This window comes from Citrobacter freundii complex sp. CFNIH9 (assembly GCF_002903305.1).
Lineage (GTDB): Bacteria > Pseudomonadota > Gammaproteobacteria > Enterobacterales > Enterobacteriaceae > Citrobacter > Citrobacter portucalensis.
Genome location: NZ_CP026238.1, coordinates 2,232,321 through 2,250,190, shown reverse-complemented (window position 1 = coordinate 2,250,190; position 17,870 = coordinate 2,232,321). Strand labels below are relative to the sequence as shown.

General features: G+C 51.6%; 20 protein-coding genes. 14 read left to right on the top strand and 6 right to left on the bottom strand.

The annotated features are described in order from the left end of the window. The first annotated feature begins 36 nt into the window (after positions 1 to 36). The 3 genes from C2U43_RS11380 to rnt all read left to right on the top strand — a co-directional run bounded on the left by C2U43_RS11380 (position 37) and on the right by rnt (position 2,382). The gene (locus C2U43_RS11380; RefSeq protein WP_008784667.1) at positions 37 to 1,134 is read left to right on the top strand and encodes an alkene reductase; all 1,098 of its coding nucleotides are present in this window, start codon (positions 37 to 39) and stop codon (positions 1,132 to 1,134) included. 97 nt (positions 1,135 to 1,231) lie between these two features. Next, on the top strand, positions 1,232 to 1,639 hold the full coding sequence (gloA, locus tag C2U43_RS11375; protein WP_003832762.1) for a lactoylglutathione lyase: 408 nt from the start codon (positions 1,232 to 1,234) through the stop codon (positions 1,637 to 1,639). 95 nt (positions 1,640 to 1,734) lie between these two features. Continuing rightward, the gene (rnt, locus tag C2U43_RS11370; protein WP_048226615.1) at positions 1,735 to 2,382 is read left to right on the top strand and encodes a ribonuclease T; all 648 of its coding nucleotides are present in this window, start codon (positions 1,735 to 1,737) and stop codon (positions 2,380 to 2,382) included. Positions 2,383 to 2,435: 53 nt separating this feature from the next. On the opposite strand, the gene grxD is transcribed toward rnt, so the two are convergent. Then, the gene (gene grxD / locus C2U43_RS11365; protein ID WP_003832760.1) at positions 2,436 to 2,783 is read right to left on the bottom strand and encodes a monothiol glutaredoxin 4; all 348 of its coding nucleotides are present in this window, start codon (positions 2,781 to 2,783) and stop codon (positions 2,436 to 2,438) included. Positions 2,784 to 3,117: 334 nt separating this feature from the next. On the opposite strand from grxD, the gene C2U43_RS11360 reads away from it, so the two are divergent. Together C2U43_RS11360 and sodB are read left to right on the top strand one after the other, a co-directional pair. Then, positions 3,118 to 3,948 (top strand): C40 family peptidase, encoded by an 831-nt coding sequence (locus C2U43_RS11360; RefSeq protein ID WP_003832759.1) that lies wholly within the window; start codon positions 3,118 to 3,120, stop codon positions 3,946 to 3,948. A gap of 127 nt (positions 3,949 to 4,075) precedes the next feature. Continuing rightward, the gene (sodB, locus tag C2U43_RS11355; RefSeq protein ID WP_003029205.1) at positions 4,076 to 4,657 is read left to right on the top strand and encodes a superoxide dismutase [Fe]; all 582 of its coding nucleotides are present in this window, start codon (positions 4,076 to 4,078) and stop codon (positions 4,655 to 4,657) included. Positions 4,658 to 4,696: 39 nt separating this feature from the next. On the opposite strand, the gene C2U43_RS11350 is transcribed toward sodB, so the two are convergent. Further along, on the bottom strand, positions 4,697 to 5,866 hold the full coding sequence (locus tag C2U43_RS11350) for an MFS transporter (protein ID WP_008784665.1): 1,170 nt from the start codon (positions 5,864 to 5,866) through the stop codon (positions 4,697 to 4,699). 174 nt (positions 5,867 to 6,040) lie between these two features. Further along, a complete protein-coding gene (cydH, locus tag C2U43_RS11345; RefSeq protein ID WP_003029209.1) occupies positions 6,041 to 6,130 on the bottom strand; it encodes a cytochrome bd-I accessory subunit CydH in 90 nt (29 codons plus the stop codon). A gap of 297 nt (positions 6,131 to 6,427) precedes the next feature. On the opposite strand from cydH, the gene purR reads away from it, so the two are divergent. After that, positions 6,428 to 7,453 (top strand): HTH-type transcriptional repressor PurR, encoded by a 1,026-nt coding sequence (gene purR, locus C2U43_RS11335; protein ID WP_003832757.1) that lies wholly within the window; start codon positions 6,428 to 6,430, stop codon positions 7,451 to 7,453. On the opposite strand, the gene punR is transcribed toward purR, so the two are convergent. Next, entirely contained in the window at positions 7,450 to 8,382 is a 933-nt protein-coding gene (gene punR / locus C2U43_RS11330; protein WP_003029215.1) for a DNA-binding transcriptional activator PunR, read from the bottom strand. The two genes, purR and punR, sit on opposite strands and share 4 nt — an antisense overlap. Before the next feature lie 112 nt (positions 8,383 to 8,494). Between punR and punC the strand changes: the two genes are divergently transcribed. Together punC and cfa are read left to right on the top strand one after the other, a co-directional pair. Beyond that, positions 8,495 to 9,700, top strand: a complete 1,206-nt coding sequence (punC, locus tag C2U43_RS11325; protein WP_103285145.1) for a purine nucleoside transporter PunC — start codon at positions 8,495 to 8,497, stop codon at positions 9,698 to 9,700. A gap of 290 nt (positions 9,701 to 9,990) precedes the next feature. Continuing rightward, complete coding sequence (cfa, locus tag C2U43_RS11320) at positions 9,991 to 11,139, top strand: cyclopropane fatty acyl phospholipid synthase (RefSeq protein WP_103285144.1); 1,149 nt, start codon at positions 9,991 to 9,993, stop codon at positions 11,137 to 11,139. Positions 11,140 to 11,180: 41 nt separating this feature from the next. On the opposite strand, the gene C2U43_RS11315 is transcribed toward cfa, so the two are convergent. After that, complete coding sequence (locus C2U43_RS11315; RefSeq protein WP_003832752.1) at positions 11,181 to 11,828, bottom strand: riboflavin synthase; 648 nt, start codon at positions 11,826 to 11,828, stop codon at positions 11,181 to 11,183. 217 nt (positions 11,829 to 12,045) lie between these two features. Here C2U43_RS11315 and mdtK point away from each other — a divergent pair, with 217 nt between their 5' ends. After that, the gene (gene mdtK / locus C2U43_RS11310) at positions 12,046 to 13,419 is read left to right on the top strand and encodes a multidrug efflux MATE transporter MdtK (RefSeq protein ID WP_008784661.1); all 1,374 of its coding nucleotides are present in this window, start codon (positions 12,046 to 12,048) and stop codon (positions 13,417 to 13,419) included. A 37-nt stretch (positions 13,420 to 13,456) separates the two neighbouring features. Here mdtK and C2U43_RS11305 read toward each other — a convergent pair whose 3' ends face one another. Beyond that, the gene (locus C2U43_RS11305) at positions 13,457 to 14,155 is read right to left on the bottom strand and encodes an RluA family pseudouridine synthase (RefSeq protein WP_057067234.1); all 699 of its coding nucleotides are present in this window, start codon (positions 14,153 to 14,155) and stop codon (positions 13,457 to 13,459) included. 129 nt (positions 14,156 to 14,284) lie between these two features. Between C2U43_RS11305 and C2U43_RS11300 the strand changes: the two genes are divergently transcribed. The 5 genes from C2U43_RS11300 (at position 14,285) to C2U43_RS11280 (ending at position 17,827) form a co-directional block, all read left to right on the top strand. After that, positions 14,285 to 15,076, top strand: a complete 792-nt coding sequence (locus C2U43_RS11300) for a PhzF family phenazine biosynthesis protein (RefSeq protein ID WP_103285143.1) — start codon at positions 14,285 to 14,287, stop codon at positions 15,074 to 15,076. A 36-nt stretch (positions 15,077 to 15,112) separates the two neighbouring features. After that, positions 15,113 to 15,421, top strand: coding sequence for a monooxygenase (locus tag C2U43_RS11295; protein ID WP_057067232.1), 309 nt, complete (start codon positions 15,113 to 15,115; stop codon positions 15,419 to 15,421). Positions 15,422 to 15,666: 245 nt separating this feature from the next. Continuing rightward, positions 15,667 to 16,062, top strand: coding sequence for a RidA family protein (locus C2U43_RS11290; protein ID WP_003832744.1), 396 nt, complete (start codon positions 15,667 to 15,669; stop codon positions 16,060 to 16,062). Between the two features lie 27 nt (positions 16,063 to 16,089). Continuing rightward, positions 16,090 to 17,058 (top strand): threo-3-hydroxy-L-aspartate ammonia-lyase, encoded by a 969-nt coding sequence (locus tag C2U43_RS11285; protein ID WP_103285142.1) that lies wholly within the window; start codon positions 16,090 to 16,092, stop codon positions 17,056 to 17,058. Between the two features lie 127 nt (positions 17,059 to 17,185). Continuing rightward, a complete protein-coding gene (locus tag C2U43_RS11280; protein ID WP_048235444.1) occupies positions 17,186 to 17,827 on the top strand; it encodes a helix-turn-helix transcriptional regulator in 642 nt (213 codons plus the stop codon). The last annotated feature ends 43 nt before the right edge of the window (positions 17,828 to 17,870 follow it).

The following is a 17,870-nucleotide window of genomic DNA, read 5'->3' as shown; positions in this document are numbered from 1 at the left end:
TCATTACTAGACGACCGGTCTATTCAGGAGTACCACATGTCATCTGAAAAACTGTTTTCCCCACTGAAAGTGGGTGCCATTACGGCAGCAAACCGCGTATTTATGGCGCCACTGACGCGTCTGCGCAGTATTGAGCCTGGCGACATCCCTACTCCGCTGATGGCCGAGTATTACCGTCAACGCGCCAGCGCGGGTCTTATCATCAGCGAAGCGACGCAGATTTCCGCACAGGCGAAAGGCTATGCCGGAGCACCCGGCTTACACAGCGAAGCGCAAATTGCCGCATGGAAGAAAATCACTACTGCCGTACACGCTGAGCAAGGTCATATTGCTGTCCAGTTGTGGCACACTGGACGCATCTCTCACGCCAGTCTGCAGCCAAACGGTCAAGCTCCAGTTGCACCTTCCGCGATTAGCGCTGGAACCCGCACCTCGCTGCGCGATGAAAACGGCCTGGCAACGCGTGCCGATACCTCAATGCCGCGTGCGCTGGAAACCGAAGAGATTCCGGGCATCGTTAATGACTTCCGTCAGGCGATAGCCAATGCGCGCGAAGCGGGTTTCGATATGGTTGAACTACACTCTGCCCACGGCTACCTGCTGCACCAGTTCCTGTCGCCAACGTCTAACCAGCGTACTGATCAATACGGTGGCAGCGTCGAAAATCGTGCGCGTCTGGTACTGGAAGTGGTTGATGCCGGAATTAAAGAATGGGGTGCCGATCGCATTGGTATTCGCGTCTCCCCGATTGGCACTTTCCAGAACGTAGACAATGGTCCAAACGAAGAAGCCGATGCGCTGTATCTGATTGAACAATTGGGCAAGCGCGGAATCGCTTACCTGCACATGTCTGAGCCGGACTGGGCCGGTGGCGAGCCGTATTCCGATGCGTTCCGCGAAAAAGTTCGCGCGCGCTTCCACGGCCCTATCATTGGTGCTGGTGCTTACACCCCAGAAAAAGCAGAAGCGCTGATCGAGAAAGGTCTGATCGACGCCGTTGCTTTTGGGCGCGCCTATATTGCTAACCCGGATCTGGTGGCGCGTCTGCAACGAAAAGCAGAACTGAATCCGCAACGTGCCGAGAGTTTCTACGGCGGCGGCGCGGAAGGTTACACCGACTATCCTACCCTCTAACGTCACAATCTCCGTTCTGCCATTGATAGCGGCGTAACAACGCCGCTATACTAAAACAACATTTTGAATGTATTAGCCATTTTCGAAGGGGAAAAAGATGCGTTTACTCCATACCATGCTGCGCGTGGGTGACCTGCAGCGTTCCATCGAGTTTTATACCAACGTGCTGGGCATGAAGCTGCTGCGTACCAGCGAAAACCCTGAATACAAGTACTCTCTGGCTTTTGTCGGCTACGGTCCTGAAACCAGTGAAGCAGTAATCGAACTGACCTATAACTGGGGTGTCGACAAGTATGATCTGGGTACTGCCTATGGCCATATCGCCCTGAGCGTAGACAACGCGGCTGAAGCCTGTGAACGCATTCGCCAGAATGGCGGTAACGTAACGCGTGAAGCAGGTCCAGTAAAAGGCGGCACCACAGTGATTGCGTTCGTTGAAGATCCGGACGGCTACAAAATTGAGCTGATCGAAGAGAAAGACGCCGGGCGCGGCCTGGGCGATTAATCTCCCCCTCGGGCGCAGATCGTCTGTGCCCATAGTTTTATACTCATCATTTTGCCATAATACGCGCTGCAATTTTCCCGTATTAAGAGACCCAGATGTCCGATAACGCTCAACTTTCCGGTCTGTGTGACCGTTTTCGTGGTTTTTATCCTGTCGTCATTGATGTCGAAACCGCAGGGTTCAATGCCAAAACCGATGCGCTGCTTGAGATTGCCGCCATCACACTGAAAATGGATGAACAAGGCTGGCTGATGCCGGACACGACGTTACATTTCCACGTAGAGCCGTTTGAAGGTGCCAATTTGCAACCGGAAGCGCTCGCCTTTAACGGTATTGACCCTAACAATCCGCTACGCGGTGCGGTCAGCGAATATGATGCTCTGCATGCCATCTTCAAAATGGTGCGTAAAGGCATTAAAGACAGCGGCTGCAATCGGGCAATCATGGTGGCGCATAACGCTACGTTCGACCACGGTTTTATGATGGCGGCGGCAGAACGCGCCTCGCTCAAACGTAATCCGTTCCATCCATTTGTCACCTTTGATACGGCGGCATTAAGCGGCCTGTCACTGGGGCAGACTGTGTTGTCAAAAGCGTGCCTGGCGGCGGGAATGGAGTTTGACGGGAATCAGGCGCACTCGGCGCTGTATGACACCGAACGTACGGCCGTGCTGTTTTGCGAAATCGTTAACCGCTGGAAACGTCTCGGCGGTTGGCCTCTTCCCGTGCCTGAAGAAGCGTAACGGCGACATAAAAAAAGCGACCATTTCAGGTCGCTTTTTTACTTCTGCTGGTATTACTCAGCGTCCGGCTCTTCGGTTTTGTATTTCGCTGCTGTTTCTTTAATCAGCTGCTGCAACTCACCGCGCTGGTACATTTCGATCAAAATGTCACAACCGCCAACCAGCTCACCATCAACCCACAGTTGCGGGAAGGTCGGCCAGTTTGCGTATTTCGGCAGTTCGGCGCGAATATCCGGGTTCTGCAGAATATCAACGTAAGCAAAGCGTTCACCACAGGCTGACAGCGCCTGCACAGCCTGTGCGGAGAAACCGCAGCTTGGCAGTTTAGGGGAACCTTTCATGTACAGGAGAATCGGGTTTTCAGCGATCTGGCGCTGGATTTTTTCGATAGTGGTGCTCATTATCTTGCTTCCTTAAACTTCTTTTACGGCAGTAGTCTGACATTGTAACGGGTCAGACAGGCAACGGAAAATAACATTTTCATTACGCGTTATTATTTTATCCCCTGACGCTAAAAGTTGCATTCACAATCTCACTTATCCCCTTCAAACATGTGGATTTGATTATCTGTTCACCAATTCTATCTCTATTTGCTGTTTTTTTTTGCGGTCGGTTACGAAACGCAGTTTTAAACTAAAAAAGCTATTAACTTTCCCTCTTTCTATAGATTAGAATCGTCAAGTTTTGAAAATCACACGCAGGCACGATAGACCTGCCTTACCAGAGGACTGCTCAGTGGCGCGGATAAACCGAATCTCGATCACGCTCTGTGCTTTACTTTTTACTACACTGCCCTTTACGCCTATGGCTCATGCTTCCAAGCAGGCCAGGACGACACCTACCAATTCTCACACCATCAAAACGGTAGATAAAAAGAAAAGCGCAACAACCAGCCAAAAAACAACAAAGACCAGTAAGAAAACGGCGACAAAAACCACCAGCAAAACCAGCACCAAAACCGCTTCCTCTTCTAAAAAACGCACTGCCACTCCGGCAAAGTCGACTAAAACTGCAAATCGCCGTGGTAAAACTGCCGCAGCACAAACCGCAGCCGTTACCTGGACGGAAAAATGCACACCCCGCAAAGGTCATAAACCACGCTGCGTGAAGGTGAAAACCACTGCACCGACTACGCTTGCTGATGCACATAAAGTGAAAGTGCAGAAAGCGACTAAAACCGCTATGTCCACCTTGATGAACCAAATCGGCAAACCTTATCGTTGGGGCGGCTCCTCGCCAAGAACCGGGTTTGACTGCAGCGGTCTGGTTTATTACGCCTATAAAGATCTGGTGAAGTTCCGCATTCCGCGTACCGCGAATGAAATGTACCATCTGCGTGATGCCGCACCAATTGAACGTGGCGAACTGAAAAATGGCGATCTGGTATTCTTTCGTACCCAGGGTCGCGGCACAGCCGATCACGTCGGCGTCTACGTCGGCAACGGTAAGTTTATTCAGTCACCGCGCAGCGGGCAGGAAATTCAAATCACCTCTCTGAGCGAAGATTACTGGCAGCGCCACTATGTGGGCGCTCGTCGGGTAATGACGCCAAAAACAATTCGCTAAAAACTTACCCTACAGAACATGCTGTAGGGTAAGTTCTTCTTTTGCATAACCTTTCAATTTGCTACCCTATCCTTACTCACAATGAGGCTATTGTGTGTACTCAATATAAATAATAAGGAGAGAAGCAATGTCGTTTGAATTACCTGCATTACCGTATGCCAAAGATGCTCTGGCACCGCACATTTCTGCCGAAACGCTGGAATATCACTATGGCAAACACCATCAAACCTACGTGACCAATCTGAACAATCTGATTAAAGGCACGGCGTTTGAAGGCAAATCACTGGAAGAGATCGTTCGTAGCTCTGAAGGCGGTGTATTCAATAACGCAGCACAAGTATGGAACCACACGTTCTACTGGAACTGCCTGGCACCGAACGCAGGTGGCGAACCAACCGGTAAACTGGCTGATGCAATCGCCGCTTCCTTTGGCAGCTTTGCAGATTTCAAAGCGCAGTTCACCGATGCCGCTATCAAAAACTTCGGTTCTGGCTGGACCTGGCTGGTTAAAGGAACGGATGGCAAACTGGCTATCGTCTCCACCTCCAACGCAGGTACTCCGCTGACTACCGACGCGACGCCGCTGATGACCGTTGACGTATGGGAACACGCCTACTACATCGATTATCGCAATGCTCGTCCTGGCTACCTGGAACATTTCTGGGCACTGGTGAACTGGGAATTTGTTGCGAAGAACTTCGCAGCATAAAAAAGATAACGCAGAAGGACTTCCTTCTGCGTTTTTGCATTAATTCGCGGTAGTGAAAGCCTCTTCAGGCTGTCTTCTTGCGGAAATGAACACCAGCAGCAGCGCAAGACCCGCCACAATCGCCCCCATTACCGGCACAAAACTGTAGCCCAGGCCGCCAGATATTACCGCCCCACCGGCCGCAGCCCCCAGAGCGTTCCCCAGATTAAACGCGCCAATATTGACTGACGATGATAATCCAGGTGCTTCGCTGGCAACGCGCATCACACGCATCTGCAACGGTGGAACGACCGCAAACGTCGCCGCGCCCCAGACCACCATACTGACCGCCGCTCCCAGCTCATTACGCGCAAGGAAAGGAATGGCCAGCATAATAACCATCAGCAGCAGCAAAAAGCCTTTCAGCGTACCGTTGACTGAACGGTCAGCCAGTTTGCCGCCAAAATAGTTACCGATCGAGAAGCCAACGCCTATCAACACCAGCATGCCGGTAACAAATGCCGGTGTAGCATGAGTGATAGTATGCAGAACCGGCGAGATGTAGGTATACAGCGTGAACATCGCCCCAGCACCCAGTACGGTAGTCAGTAACGCCGACAGCACCTGTGGGCGCATAAGTACCGCCAGTTCGCTACGGACATCCGGGCGCTCTCCTGCTCCACCCTTGGGTAATGAGAAGAACAGGCTGACCATCGCAATGACACCCAGCCCCGCAGTGGCCATAAACGACATGCGCCAGCCGATGGTTTCACCAAGCCAGGTCGCCGCCGGAACGCCGCCAATATTGGCGATGGTTAACCCCATAAACATCGTTGCCACAGCGCTGGCCTGCTTATGTTTAGGTACCACACTGGCTGCAACCACAGAACCGAGACCAAAAAAGGCTCCATGATTAAGACTGGTCAAAATACGCGATAGCATCAGCGTGGTGTAATCCGGCGAGATAGCCGAAAGCACATTACCCAGCGTGAAAATCGCCATCAGGAATATCAAAGCATTACGTCGCGCACGATGAGACAGCAGCAATGTCATCAGCGGTGCACCTACCATCACACCTACCGCATAAGCGCTGATCAGCATGCCAGCCGCCGGAATCGAGACGTCCACACCTTTGGCAATGACGGGCAATAACCCCATTGGCGAAAACTCGGTGGTGCCAATACCAAACGCCCCGATTGCCAGCGCCAGTAAAGGGTAATTGATTTTCATATTTCGACTCCGTATCGTCGAGCCGCGGCACGACATAAATAAGAGTCAAAAGCATGACATTGATCGCAAAATTAATAAAGTTAACAAAACTGCAAAAGACTTTTGCTTATTCGCAAACAATAGAGGGGAAAAACGAGTCGAAGGGATGAGGGAGAGCTAACTCCCTCGGGGAAATCAATGCAGCGCTGCGGTCAGACCACCCGCGACGATCAAACCCAGAACAATAATGGTAGTCACTAACGAAAATTTCAGATCGGTGCTCATCAAGTTTTCTCCTTTTTATTCCCACACAAAAAGTGATATTGCGCATTTTTACACACTTGAAAGCAAAAATCTCTCACGATTTATATTGATAACTGCTTTTAACTCTTCCCCTTTTCGTTAAGATCAGACAAAATTCCACGCTTACTTGATTAGCGTACCGGCCATTGACCCCTTCCTGACGTTCCGTGTCGTTTTCCCGGCGTGCCGCAACCCTTACGTTGCGATAAGGGTGTGTAAAGGCAAACGTTTACCTGGAGTATTCTCAGGAGCTTAGGATATGGTCTGGAGTGAGATGTAATGGCAACAATTAAAGATGTAGCGAAGCGAGCAAACGTTTCCACTACAACCGTATCACACGTAATTAACAAGACGCGCTTTGTCGCGGAAGAAACACGTAATGCTGTCTGGGCAGCAATCAAAGAACTGCACTATTCTCCGAGCGCAGTTGCCCGCAGCCTGAAGGTAAATCACACCAAGTCTATCGGCTTGCTGGCGACCAGCAGCGAAGCGGCCTATTTCGCCGAAATTATCGAAGCCGTTGAGAAAAACTGTTTCCAGAAAGGCTATACCCTGATCCTGGGTAACGCATGGAACAGTCTCGAAAAACAGCAGGCTTATCTGTCGATGATGGCGCAAAAGCGCGTTGATGGTCTGCTGGTGATGTGTTCTGAGTATCCGGAGTCGCTGCTTTCGATGCTCGAAGAGTATCGCCATATCCCGATGGTTGTCATGGACTGGGGCGAAGCAAAAGCCGACTTTACCGACACGGTAATTGATAACGCCTTCGAAGGCGGTTACATGGCGGGCCGGTATCTGGTAGAACGCGGTCATCGTGAGATTGGCGTGATCCCTGGCCCAATGGAACGTAACACCGGGGCCGGGCGTCTGGCTGGCTTTATGAAAGCGATGGAAGAAGCGCTGATTAAAGTGCCTGAAAACTGGATTGTCCAGGGCGATTTTGAGCCTGAATCCGGCTACCGCGCCATGCAGCAAATTCTGTCGCAGTCTCATCGTCCGACCGCGGTCTTCTGCGGTGGCGATATTATGGCAATGGGTGCGCTGTGCGCCGCTGACGAAATGGGACTGCGCGTACCGCAGGATGTCTCACTCATCGGCTACGACAACGTGCGCAACGCCCGCTTCTTCACGCCGGCCTTGACGACCATTCACCAGCCGAAGGATTCACTGGGTGAAACGGCATTCAACATGCTGTTAGACCGTATCGTGAATAAACGTGAAGAGTCACAGTCTATCGAGGTGCATCCGCGCCTGGTTGAGCGTCGCTCCGTTGCCGACGGTCCGTTCCGCGATTACCGCCGTTAAGCTTGTTGTGCGGGAGTCTCATCTGGCTCCCGCAGCCATTCCTTGTTCAACGTTTCACTATCTCCTAAATAGTCCAGCAGCCAACTCAATGCCGGTGACGTATCGTTCTGCTGCCATGTCAGGCAGCATGCGGCATCAGGAAAAGGGTTCTCCAGTTGCAGCGCAACCCATTTACCGCTATCGATCCACGGCTTGGCAAAATGCGTCGGTACCATGCCCACGCACAATCCCGCGGACAAACAGGTCGCAGAAGATTCCCAGTCCGGCACGACGACGCGCTTTTGGTTGTCCAGCAGCCAGGTAATACGCTTCGGCAATGTTCGGGAGGTATCTTCGCGCACCAGTGACGGCCAGTTGCGCAACGTGTCATCACTTAACGGTCCAGGCATTGACGCTAGTGGATGATGGCTGGCTACCACGCAGCTCCAGCTCAGCATTCCCATATCGCGGAAGGTATAGCGCCCCCCGACCGGAATGGCCTGTGTGGCCCCGATGGCCAGCTCCACACGCCCATCAGACAGTGCGTCCCACACGCCGTTAAACACTTCCTGAAAAACTAACAACTCCACATCATCAAAGTGACGGTAGAAATCCACGATCATCTGTCGGGTACGATCCGGGCGGACAATGTTATCGACGGCGATCGCCAGCTGTCCGCGCCAGCCGTTGGCAATTTGCTGACATTGTTGGCGCGTGATCTGCATTTTTTTGATAACAGAGCGGCCTTCTTTTAAAAACCATGCCCCGGCAGGCGTTAATTCCACATCCCGATGGCGTCGCTCAAAAAGTGGCACCGCCAGCCATTCTTCCAGCTGGCGTACGGTGTAGCTTACTGCCGAAGGTACACGGTGCAGCTCCTGCGCGGCCGAACTAAAACTGCCGTTACGCGCAACCGCATCAACCACTTCAAGTGAATATTCCGACCACATATTCTGCCTGCAAAAAATTTGAAATCAGTAAGCAAATATTAGCGTTTCACAGCGAGAATTACACTCACTACACTCAGCGGCATTGTTCTACTGCTAAAAAAGAGAAATGATGATGCAACCTGGGAAAGGGTTTTTAGTCTGGCTGGCAGGTCTTAGCGTGCTCGGTTTTCTGGCAACGGATATGTATCTACCCGCCTTTGCTGCTATTCAGTCCGATCTGCAAACACCTGCATCTGCCGTCAGCGCCAGCCTGAGCTTGTTCTTAGCGGGGTTTGCCGTCGCGCAACTGCTGTGGGGGCCGCTTTCTGACCACTATGGTCGCAAGCCTATTTTGCTGCTGGGTTTATCTATCTTCGCACTGGGCAGTCTGGGCATGCTATGGGTTGAAAACGCCACTGGTCTGCTGGTACTGCGATTTGTTCAGGCCGTTGGCGTCTGTGCGGCATCGGTTATCTGGCAAGCGCTGGTTACCGATTATTATCCTTCACAAAAAGTAAACCGCATCTTTGCCACTATTATGCCGCTGGTCGGGTTATCTCCTGCACTCGCCCCGCTTTTAGGCAGTTGGATCCTGGTACATTTTTCCTGGCAGGCCATTTTTGCAACTCTGTTTGCCATTACTCTGATTCTGATGCTTCCGGCTCTGCGTCTAAAGCCAACGGCTAAAGCGCGCGATGACAGCCAGGATAAACTGACTTTCGCCACCTTGCTGCGCTCGAAAACTTACCGTGGAAACGTGCTGATTTATGCCGCCTGTTCCGCGAGCTTTTTCGCATGGCTGACGGGTTCCCCGTTCATCCTCAGCGAAATGGGTTATAGCCCAGCGGTAATTGGTCTGAGCTATGTTCCGCAAACTATCGCCTTCTTAATTGGTGGTTACGGCTGTCGTGCAGCGCTGCAAAAATGGCAGGGTCGTCAGCTGCTGCCCTGGTTACTCATTCTGTATGCCTTCAGCGTTGTAGGCACCTGGGCGACCGGCTTTATTCATCATGTTGCATTGGCTGAAATCCTGATCCCATTCTGCGTTATGGCGATTGCGAACGGCGCAATCTACCCTATCGTTGTCGCGCAGGCATTACGCCCTTTCCCACAGGCCACGGGACGCGCAGCCGCATTGCAGAATACGCTGCAACTGGGTTTATGCTTCCTGGCAAGCCTTGTCGTTTCCTGGTTGATTGCCACCCCACTGCTCACCACCACCAGCGTTATGCTGACAACAGTATTGCTGGCTGCTGTGGGTTACAAAATGCAGTCGCATAAAACTGACGCCCCGCAAACAGATGATCGTGCGCAAGTTGCCCACGGAGAGTCGCACTAATAATGGTTGCGGGCATTTAGTTAGCCCGCTAACAATTATTGGTTGAATCGTCAAAAATTCAGGCATATACTGATTTTCAGTTGTTAAAAAAACGATAATTTTAATGCGTTAACGGGGACAAGAACGTTCCCGTTTTACCACGGATGGCCTTTTCGGCAAGGGTTTCTCCCTTCCTCTGTTCTACGTCGGATTATAGATTCGCGGATTAATTCCGTGAGATTTCTCACAAAGCCCAAAAAAGCGTCTACGCTGTTTTAAGGTTCTGATCACCGACCAGTGATGGAGAAGCTATGAGTTCATCATGTATAGAAGACGTCAGCGTACCGGATGATGACTGGTACCGCATTACTAATGAATTATTGAGCCGTGCAGGCATTGCCATTAATGGCAATGCACCGGCTGATATTCGAGTAAAGAACCCCGATTTTTTCAAACGCGTATTGCAGGAAGGATCGTTAGGGTTGGGTGAAAGTTATATGGATGGCTGGTGGGAATGCGACCGGCTGGACATGTTTTTTAGTAAAGTCTTGCGCGCCGGTCTTGAAAACCAACTCCCCCGCCACTTTAAAGATACGCTACGTATCGCCACGGCTCGCCTGTTCAATTTACAGACCAAAAAACGTGCGTGGATGGTCGGCAAAGAACATTACGATTTGGGCAACGATCTCTTTATCCGCATGCTTGACCCCTATATGCAGTATTCCTGCGCCTACTGGAAAGATGCCAACACTCTGGAATCTGCCCAGCAGGCGAAGCTCAAAATGATTGCTGAAAAATTGCAACTGAAGCCAGGAATGCGGGTGCTTGATATTGGCTGTGGCTGGGGTGGTTTATCCCAGTTTATGGCATCGCAATATGGCGTGAGCGTGGTGGGTGTGACCATTTCGGCAGAACAGCAGAAAATGGCACAGGAACGTTGCGCTGGGCTGGATGTCACCATTTTGCTGCAGGATTATCGCGACCTGAACGACAAATTCGACCGCATTGTCTCCGTCGGCATGTTTGAACATGTTGGACCGAAGAACTACGCCACCTATTTTGAGGTGGTCGATCGTAATTTAAAACCGGATGGTCTCTTTTTACTGCATAGCATCGGCTCCAAAAAGACCGACAATAACGTTGATCCGTGGATCAATAAGTATATCTTCCCAAACGGGTGTTTGCCGTCAGTTCGCCAGATTGCCAACGCCAGCGAACCACATTTTGTGATGGAGGACTGGCATAATTTTGGCGCGGATTACGACACGACGCTGATGGCATGGCACGAGCGTTTCATGAGCTCCTGGCCTGAAATCGCCGATAACTACACCGAACGTTTCAAGCGGATGTTCAGCTATTATCTGAACGCCTGCGCCGGGGCGTTTCGTGCTCGAGATATTCAGCTATGGCAGGTGGTCTTTTCCCGCGGTGTTGAACACGGTCTGCGCGTTCCCCGCTAATCGTTTTCGCCCCCGTAGCAACGGGGGCTTTACTCTCAGGCTTAGGCTCCCGCTTCGCCCGTTATGTTGCTGATGGCGCTTTCACGCGCCGCCAGGACACGCTCAACGGTATCAACCACCGCCTGCGTTTGGGGATCGATTTCGATATTAACCCGTGCGCCCAGCTTTTTCTTGCCAAGCGTCGTACGCTCCAGCGTTTCCGGAATCAAATGCACACAGAAACGCGTCGGCGTCACTTCACCGACCGTCAGACTGATACCGTCAATACCAATAAATCCTTTGTACAGGATATATTTCATCAGCGACGGATCCTGGACTTTAAACCACACCTGACGGTTATTCTCCGAGGTCAGAATTTTCGACACTTCGGCAGTGGTCATAATATGGCCCGACATTAAATGTCCGCCAATCTCATCACTGAATTTTGCCGCACGTTCAACGTTAACCAAATCTCCAACCTTCAGATCGCCCAGGTTGGTGATACGCAGCGTTTCTTTCATCAGGTCGAAGCTTATCTGGTTACCGTTAATTTCGGTGACCGTCAGGCAGCATCCATTGTGGGCAACCGATGCGCCGGTCTCCAGCGCATCCAGCATATATTCAGGCAACTCCACAACATGCGTACGAAAATTCGGTTTTTCATCAATGGACACCAATTTTGCGGTGCCCTGCACAATACCCGTAAACATACTTCCTACTCCTGAACTCAATTAAGACATCTCTGCACAGCACAATAGCAGGTGGAAATTCAGGTTGCCAGCAATGCGCCACCAGCGCCTGTTTTTTCACTGGAGAATTACGTATTCCTCGCTACAATAGACTGAAATTTCCCCTGCTTTTTCTCCTTGCTGCCATATAAGGCGGCTTTTTTAGTCTCTCAAATAACAACAATATAGTGGTGTACACGTGCAAAAGTATGTAAGTGAAGCGCGTCAGTTATTAGCTCTGGCAATTCCGGTGATTCTTGCGCAAATCGCTCAAACCGCAATGGGATTCGTTGATACCGTCATGGCGGGCGGATACAGCGCGACGGATATGGCGGCAGTCGCCATTGGTACGTCCATCTGGCTACCGGCCATTCTGTTTGGTCACGGACTACTGCTGGCGTTGACGCCGGTAATTGCGCAACTCAATGGTTCCGGACGCCGCGACCGTATCGCCCATCAAATACGTCAGGGATTCTGGCTGGCGGGCAGCGTCTCCGTGCTGATTATGGTTGTGCTATGGAACGCGGGGTACATTATTCGCTCCATGCATAACATCGACCCGGCGCTGGCAGATAAAGCCGTTGGCTACCTGCGTGCCCTGCTGTGGGGCGCACCGGGTTATCTGTTCTTCCAGGTAGCCCGTAACCAGTGCGAAGGATTAGCCAAGACTAAACCGGCGATGGTGATGGGATTTCTCGGCCTGCTGGTGAACATTCCGGTTAACTATGTTTTCATCTATGGGCATTTAGGCATGCCGGAACTGGGTGGCGTGGGTTGTGGTGTGGCAACAGCAGCGGTTTACTGGGTGATGTTTATCGCCATGCTCTCTTACATCAAACGTGCGCGTTCAATGCGCGATATCCGTAATGAGCGTGGTTTCCAGAAACCTGACACCGCAGTAATGAAGCGTCTGGTACAGCTGGGTTTACCTATCGCGCTGGCGTTATTTTTCGAAGTGACGTTGTTTGCGGTGGTCGCGCTGCTGGTTTCTCCACTGGGGATTGTCGACGTAGCCGGACATCAGATCGCACTGAACTTCAGCTCGTTAATGTTCGTCCTGCCAATGTCTCTGGCTGCCGCCGTCACCATTCGTGTCGGTTATCGTCTGGGCCAGGGTTCCACGCTGGATGCGCAAACCGCAGCCAGAACGGGTCTGGGTGTTGGTGTGTGTATGGCGGTCGTAACAGCGATTTTCACCGTGACATTCCGCGAGCATATTGCCCTGCTCTATAACAATAACCCGGAAGTTGTCGCCCTGGCGGCTCAGCTCATGTTACTGGCCGCTGTGTATCAAATTTCGGACTCTATCCAGGTTATTGGCAGCGGGATCCTGCGTGGTTATAAAGATACGCGTTCCATTTTCTTTATTACCTTTACGGCATACTGGGTGCTGGGCCTGCCGAGCGGTTATATTCTGGCGCTTACCGATCTGGTAGTTGACCGGATGGGACCGGCGGGATTCTGGATGGGCTTTATTATCGGCCTGACCTCTGCGGCGATACTGATGATGCTGCGGATGCGGTTTCTACAACGCCAGCCGTCAGCGGTTATTTTACAACGCGCTGCGCGATAACCTCATAAAAGCCGCCACCAGGCGGCTTTTTTTCGCCTCAAAACGGGCTGGCGTTTTTGGCGTTCATCCACGCTTCACTAATGGGATGCCTGAAATGCAGTTCACTGGCATGCAGCATCAGCCGTGGCGTTTGTTCAGTCCCCGGCAGCAGACGTCCACCGTACAGATCGCACCCCAAAATAGGATGTCCCAACTGCTGACAATGGATCCGTAGTTGATGGGTGCGCCCGGTTTCAGGGGTCAGTTGTACCCGCGTCAAGGGGAGCAACGTCCCCTCTTCCTGACGATGATAAAAACGCTCGACAACCTGATAGCGCGAGCGCGCGGGTTTGCCGTTGAGAGCACAAATCGACATCAATGGAAACAGCGCCGGGTCTTTGGCAATTGCGGCGTCGATAACCCCTTCGTCGTTTTCCAGATGCCCGCATAACAGCGCACTGTACACCTTAGTGATCGTCCGCTGGCTGAACTGCTGGCAAAGCGCGGCGTTAATAGCCTTGTTACGAGCGACCACCATCAGCCCAGAGGTGCCGAAATCAAGCCGATGTACCAGCGTGCAGCCAGGGTAAATCTGTACCAGCCGGTGATGTACCGAATCGAGATTCTGCGGATTTTTGCCCGACAGGCTAAGCAACCCGCTGGGTTTATTGATGAGCACCAGATGCTCGTCCTGATAGAGGGTCTCTATCTCGTCATGGCAAGGCGGGGCAATAAAGGTATCGAAGATCGTAGACATCAGGCGGCCAGAATGAGGTGTGGGAACGGATGATAACGAATTTTCACCACAGTGGCGAATCTGAGCATTGACCCAATGGCTGGCATGGTAGATTGTGATTTATCCTGAGTGCGATGAGAGGGTTACTCTGTGCAACAAATCGATTTTTACATGGTGGATGCCTTTACCACCACGACATTTGGCGGTAATGCCGCAGCAGTCTGTCCGCTCACGGACTGGTTGCCCGATGAAACATTATTAAAGATGGCGCAGCAGCATAACCAGTCAGAAACCGCTTTTTTTGTCGCCAATGAGAATGGCTTTGAGCTGCGTTGGTTTACCACTCAGGGTGAAATTAATCTGTGTGGGCATGCCACGCTTGCCGCCGCGCATGTCATCTTTGAACATCTGGATTACCCGGATACCAAAATCCAATTTGCTACCCGCTTTGTGGGACCGCTGACGGTCACGCGCTGCGGTGAATGGCTGACGCTTGATTTTCCAGCCTGGCAAAGCGAATCTGCCGTGCCGCCCGCTTTACTGCTGGAAACATTAGGCATCACCGAATACAAAGAGATGCGTGTGGCACGCGATTACATGGTGGTGCTGGAAAATCAACAGCAGGTTGAGGCTGTGCGCCCAAACATCCACGCCATGATTCCGCTGGGGAAAATGGTATGCATCACCGCGCCGGGTGACGGGGAATACGATTTTGTCAGCCGTTTCTTCTGCCCGGGCGAAGCCGTCGCGGAAGACCCGGTCACAGGCTCGGCACATAGCATGCTGATCCCTTACTGGGCTGGAAAACTGAATAAAACACAGATGCTGGCACGCCAGGTCTCTGAACGCGGCGGGGATTTACGCTGTCAGTTAGCAGGAACGCGTGTATATATCAGTGGGCAGGCGATAACTTATCTGACCGGTAAAGTGCTGTTGCGCTAGCAGCCTTACCCAAAATAACCAATCCATGGAGGATTTATGTCGAACAAACTCGTGCAGATACACTTTGATTTTCATGGTCCGTTTGGGGCTGAGATGTCGAATCAGCTCGTTGAACTGGCCGAATCAATCAACCAGGAGCCGGGGTTCATCTGGAAAATCTGGACCGAGAACGAAGCAAATCACGAAGCGGGAGGCATCTACCTGTTCCAGGACGAAGACACCGCTCAGGCCTATATCAAAAAGCATACCGCCCGCCTGAAGCACCTGGGTGTGGAGGAAGTAACGTTCAAAATCTTCGATATCAATGAACCGCTAAGTAAAATTAACCACGGTCATATCAGCTAAACTTTTGCCTTAGACGCCCCCTCCCGGGGCGTTTCTTCATTTCCCCTTGCTTTCCCCTTTCAACAGCGATATCCCCGTCACCGCTCCAGGACAGTGATTTAGCCTGGGCCACGTTTGCAGTAGTTCACAAAATCAGCGTTAGCGAAAACTATCGCTGGCCGAACGCACTATGAAGGAGTATAAAATAATACAAACAGTATTATTTTATACAAAATGAATCACAAACTGCGACTGGAGATTCTCATATGACCGCGGACATTACACTGAACTCATCTGCTGGAAGCTTCCCGCCAGCAGGTCATTACTCGCACAGTACAACGGCTGGCGGATTCGTCTTCATTTCCGGGCAATTGCCGGTCACTTTCGACGGCGAGAAAAAAGCGGATGCCTCTTTTGAAGATCAAACCCGGCTGGTACTCAAGAATATTGATGCTTGTCTGGCTGGTGCTGGGGCATCACGTCAGCATCTGGTGTCTGTTCGCGTCTATGTGACGGATATGAACCAGTGGCCGACGTTTAACAAAATCTATGGAGAGTGGATCGGCGATTTCCGTCCATCCCGTGCAGTAGCAGGTGTTGCGGAACTTCATTATGGTTTTGCGCTGGAAGTTGAAGCTATTGCGTTGGCCCCGCAAGCGTGACGTTTAACAACATACAGGTGAACAACAATGATTGAAATGACACTGCCTGATTATAACGATGTTGCCGCTGCGGCAGAGCGCATCGCAGATTATGCTAACAAAACGCCGGTGATGACCTCCCGAACGGTTAACGAAGAATTTGGCGCGGAAGTCTTCTTTAAGTGCGAAAACTTTCAGAGAATGGGCGCCTTCAAATTTCGCGGCGCTATGAATGCACTACGCCAGTTCACCCCACAACAACGCGCTGCGGGCGTCGTGACATTTTCTTCCGGCAACCATGCACAGGCCATTGCCTTGTCGGCAAAGTTGTTAGGCATTCCAGCAACAATTATCATGCCGCATGATGCCCCGGCGGCCAAAGTTGCGGCGACGAAAGGCTATGGCGGAAAAGTGGTAACTTACGATCGCTATACTGAAGATCGTGAAAAAATTGGTCGGGACCTGGCAGAGAAACAGGGGTTAACGCTGATCCCCCCTTACGACCATCCGCACGTGATCGCAGGCCAGGGCACCGCCACAAAAGAGCTAATTGAAGAAGTGGGTCAGTTAGACGCCCTTTTCGTGTGTCTGGGCGGTGGCGGCCTGCTCTCAGGATCCGCCCTGGCGGCCAGACATCTGTCTCCTGACTGCATCATCTATGGTGTCGAACCTGAGGCGGGTAACGATGGTCAACAGTCGTTTCGTAGCGGCAAAATAGTTCATATCGATACGCCCAAAACCATTGCTGACGGTGCCCAGACTCAACATCTCGGGAACTATACGTTTCAGATTATCAAGCAAAACGTGAACGATATTCTGACTGTTTCAGACGCTGAGTTAATCGCCTCAATGAAATTTATCGCTGAACGCATGAAAATCGTCGTTGAGCCGACCGGGTGTCTGGGTTTTGCTGCCGCCAGAGCGCGTAAAGCTGAGCTTCGCGGCAAGAAAATCGGCATTATCATCAGCGGCGGAAATGTGGATATCAGTCGCTACAGTGAATTTCTGGCCGGATGATAAACAGGGTATCTGCCATGCAGATACCCTACTTTTACTGTCTGTACACTCCCGTCTGGAAAAACGCTCCCAGGTCACTGTAAACTGCTCGCAATCATGGCAACAGACATCACCGCAGGAGACTGGCATGCCAAAAACCGACAATAACTCGCTTCTCAGCCAAATTGATACTATAGCCAGGGGATTGAGTGAGACCTTCTCTCCGTTTTGCGAAGTGGTGGTTCATGACCTCAAAAATCCTGATCATGCCATTTTGTCCATCCATAATAATCTTTCCGGACGTCAACCCGGCCAGCCAGCAACCGAGCTTGGCCTGGCGAGAATCGCATCACCTGACTTTCCCAGCATCATTGCGAACTACAGTAATCAGTTTGCCGATGGCCGCCCGGTGAAAAGTACATCGATTGGCATCAAGGACGAAGACGGCAAATACGTAGCGGCACTTTGCCTGAATGTCGATATGACGCTGTTCCGTGGTATGCAGAGTGCTCTTGCGCGTTTTACTGAAACTGAAAATTCCCCCATTAAGGAACATATCGATCCCGGCAGTAATGAAGTCATCCGCCAGCGTATTGATGACTTTGCCGCTAAACGCGCGACGACGGCCCGAGCCCTTAAACCTCAAGACCGTAAGCTGCTGATTCAACAATTACGCCAGGACGGTTTGCTGAACGTACGCAAATCTATGGATACGGTTGCACAGCATCTGGGCGTATCGAGGGCCACCGCCTATCTGTATGCCCGCCAGTCAGCTCAGGCGGGTGAATAAACGGGTTCAGATAGACCACACTTGCCACGTAGAGAATTTCTGT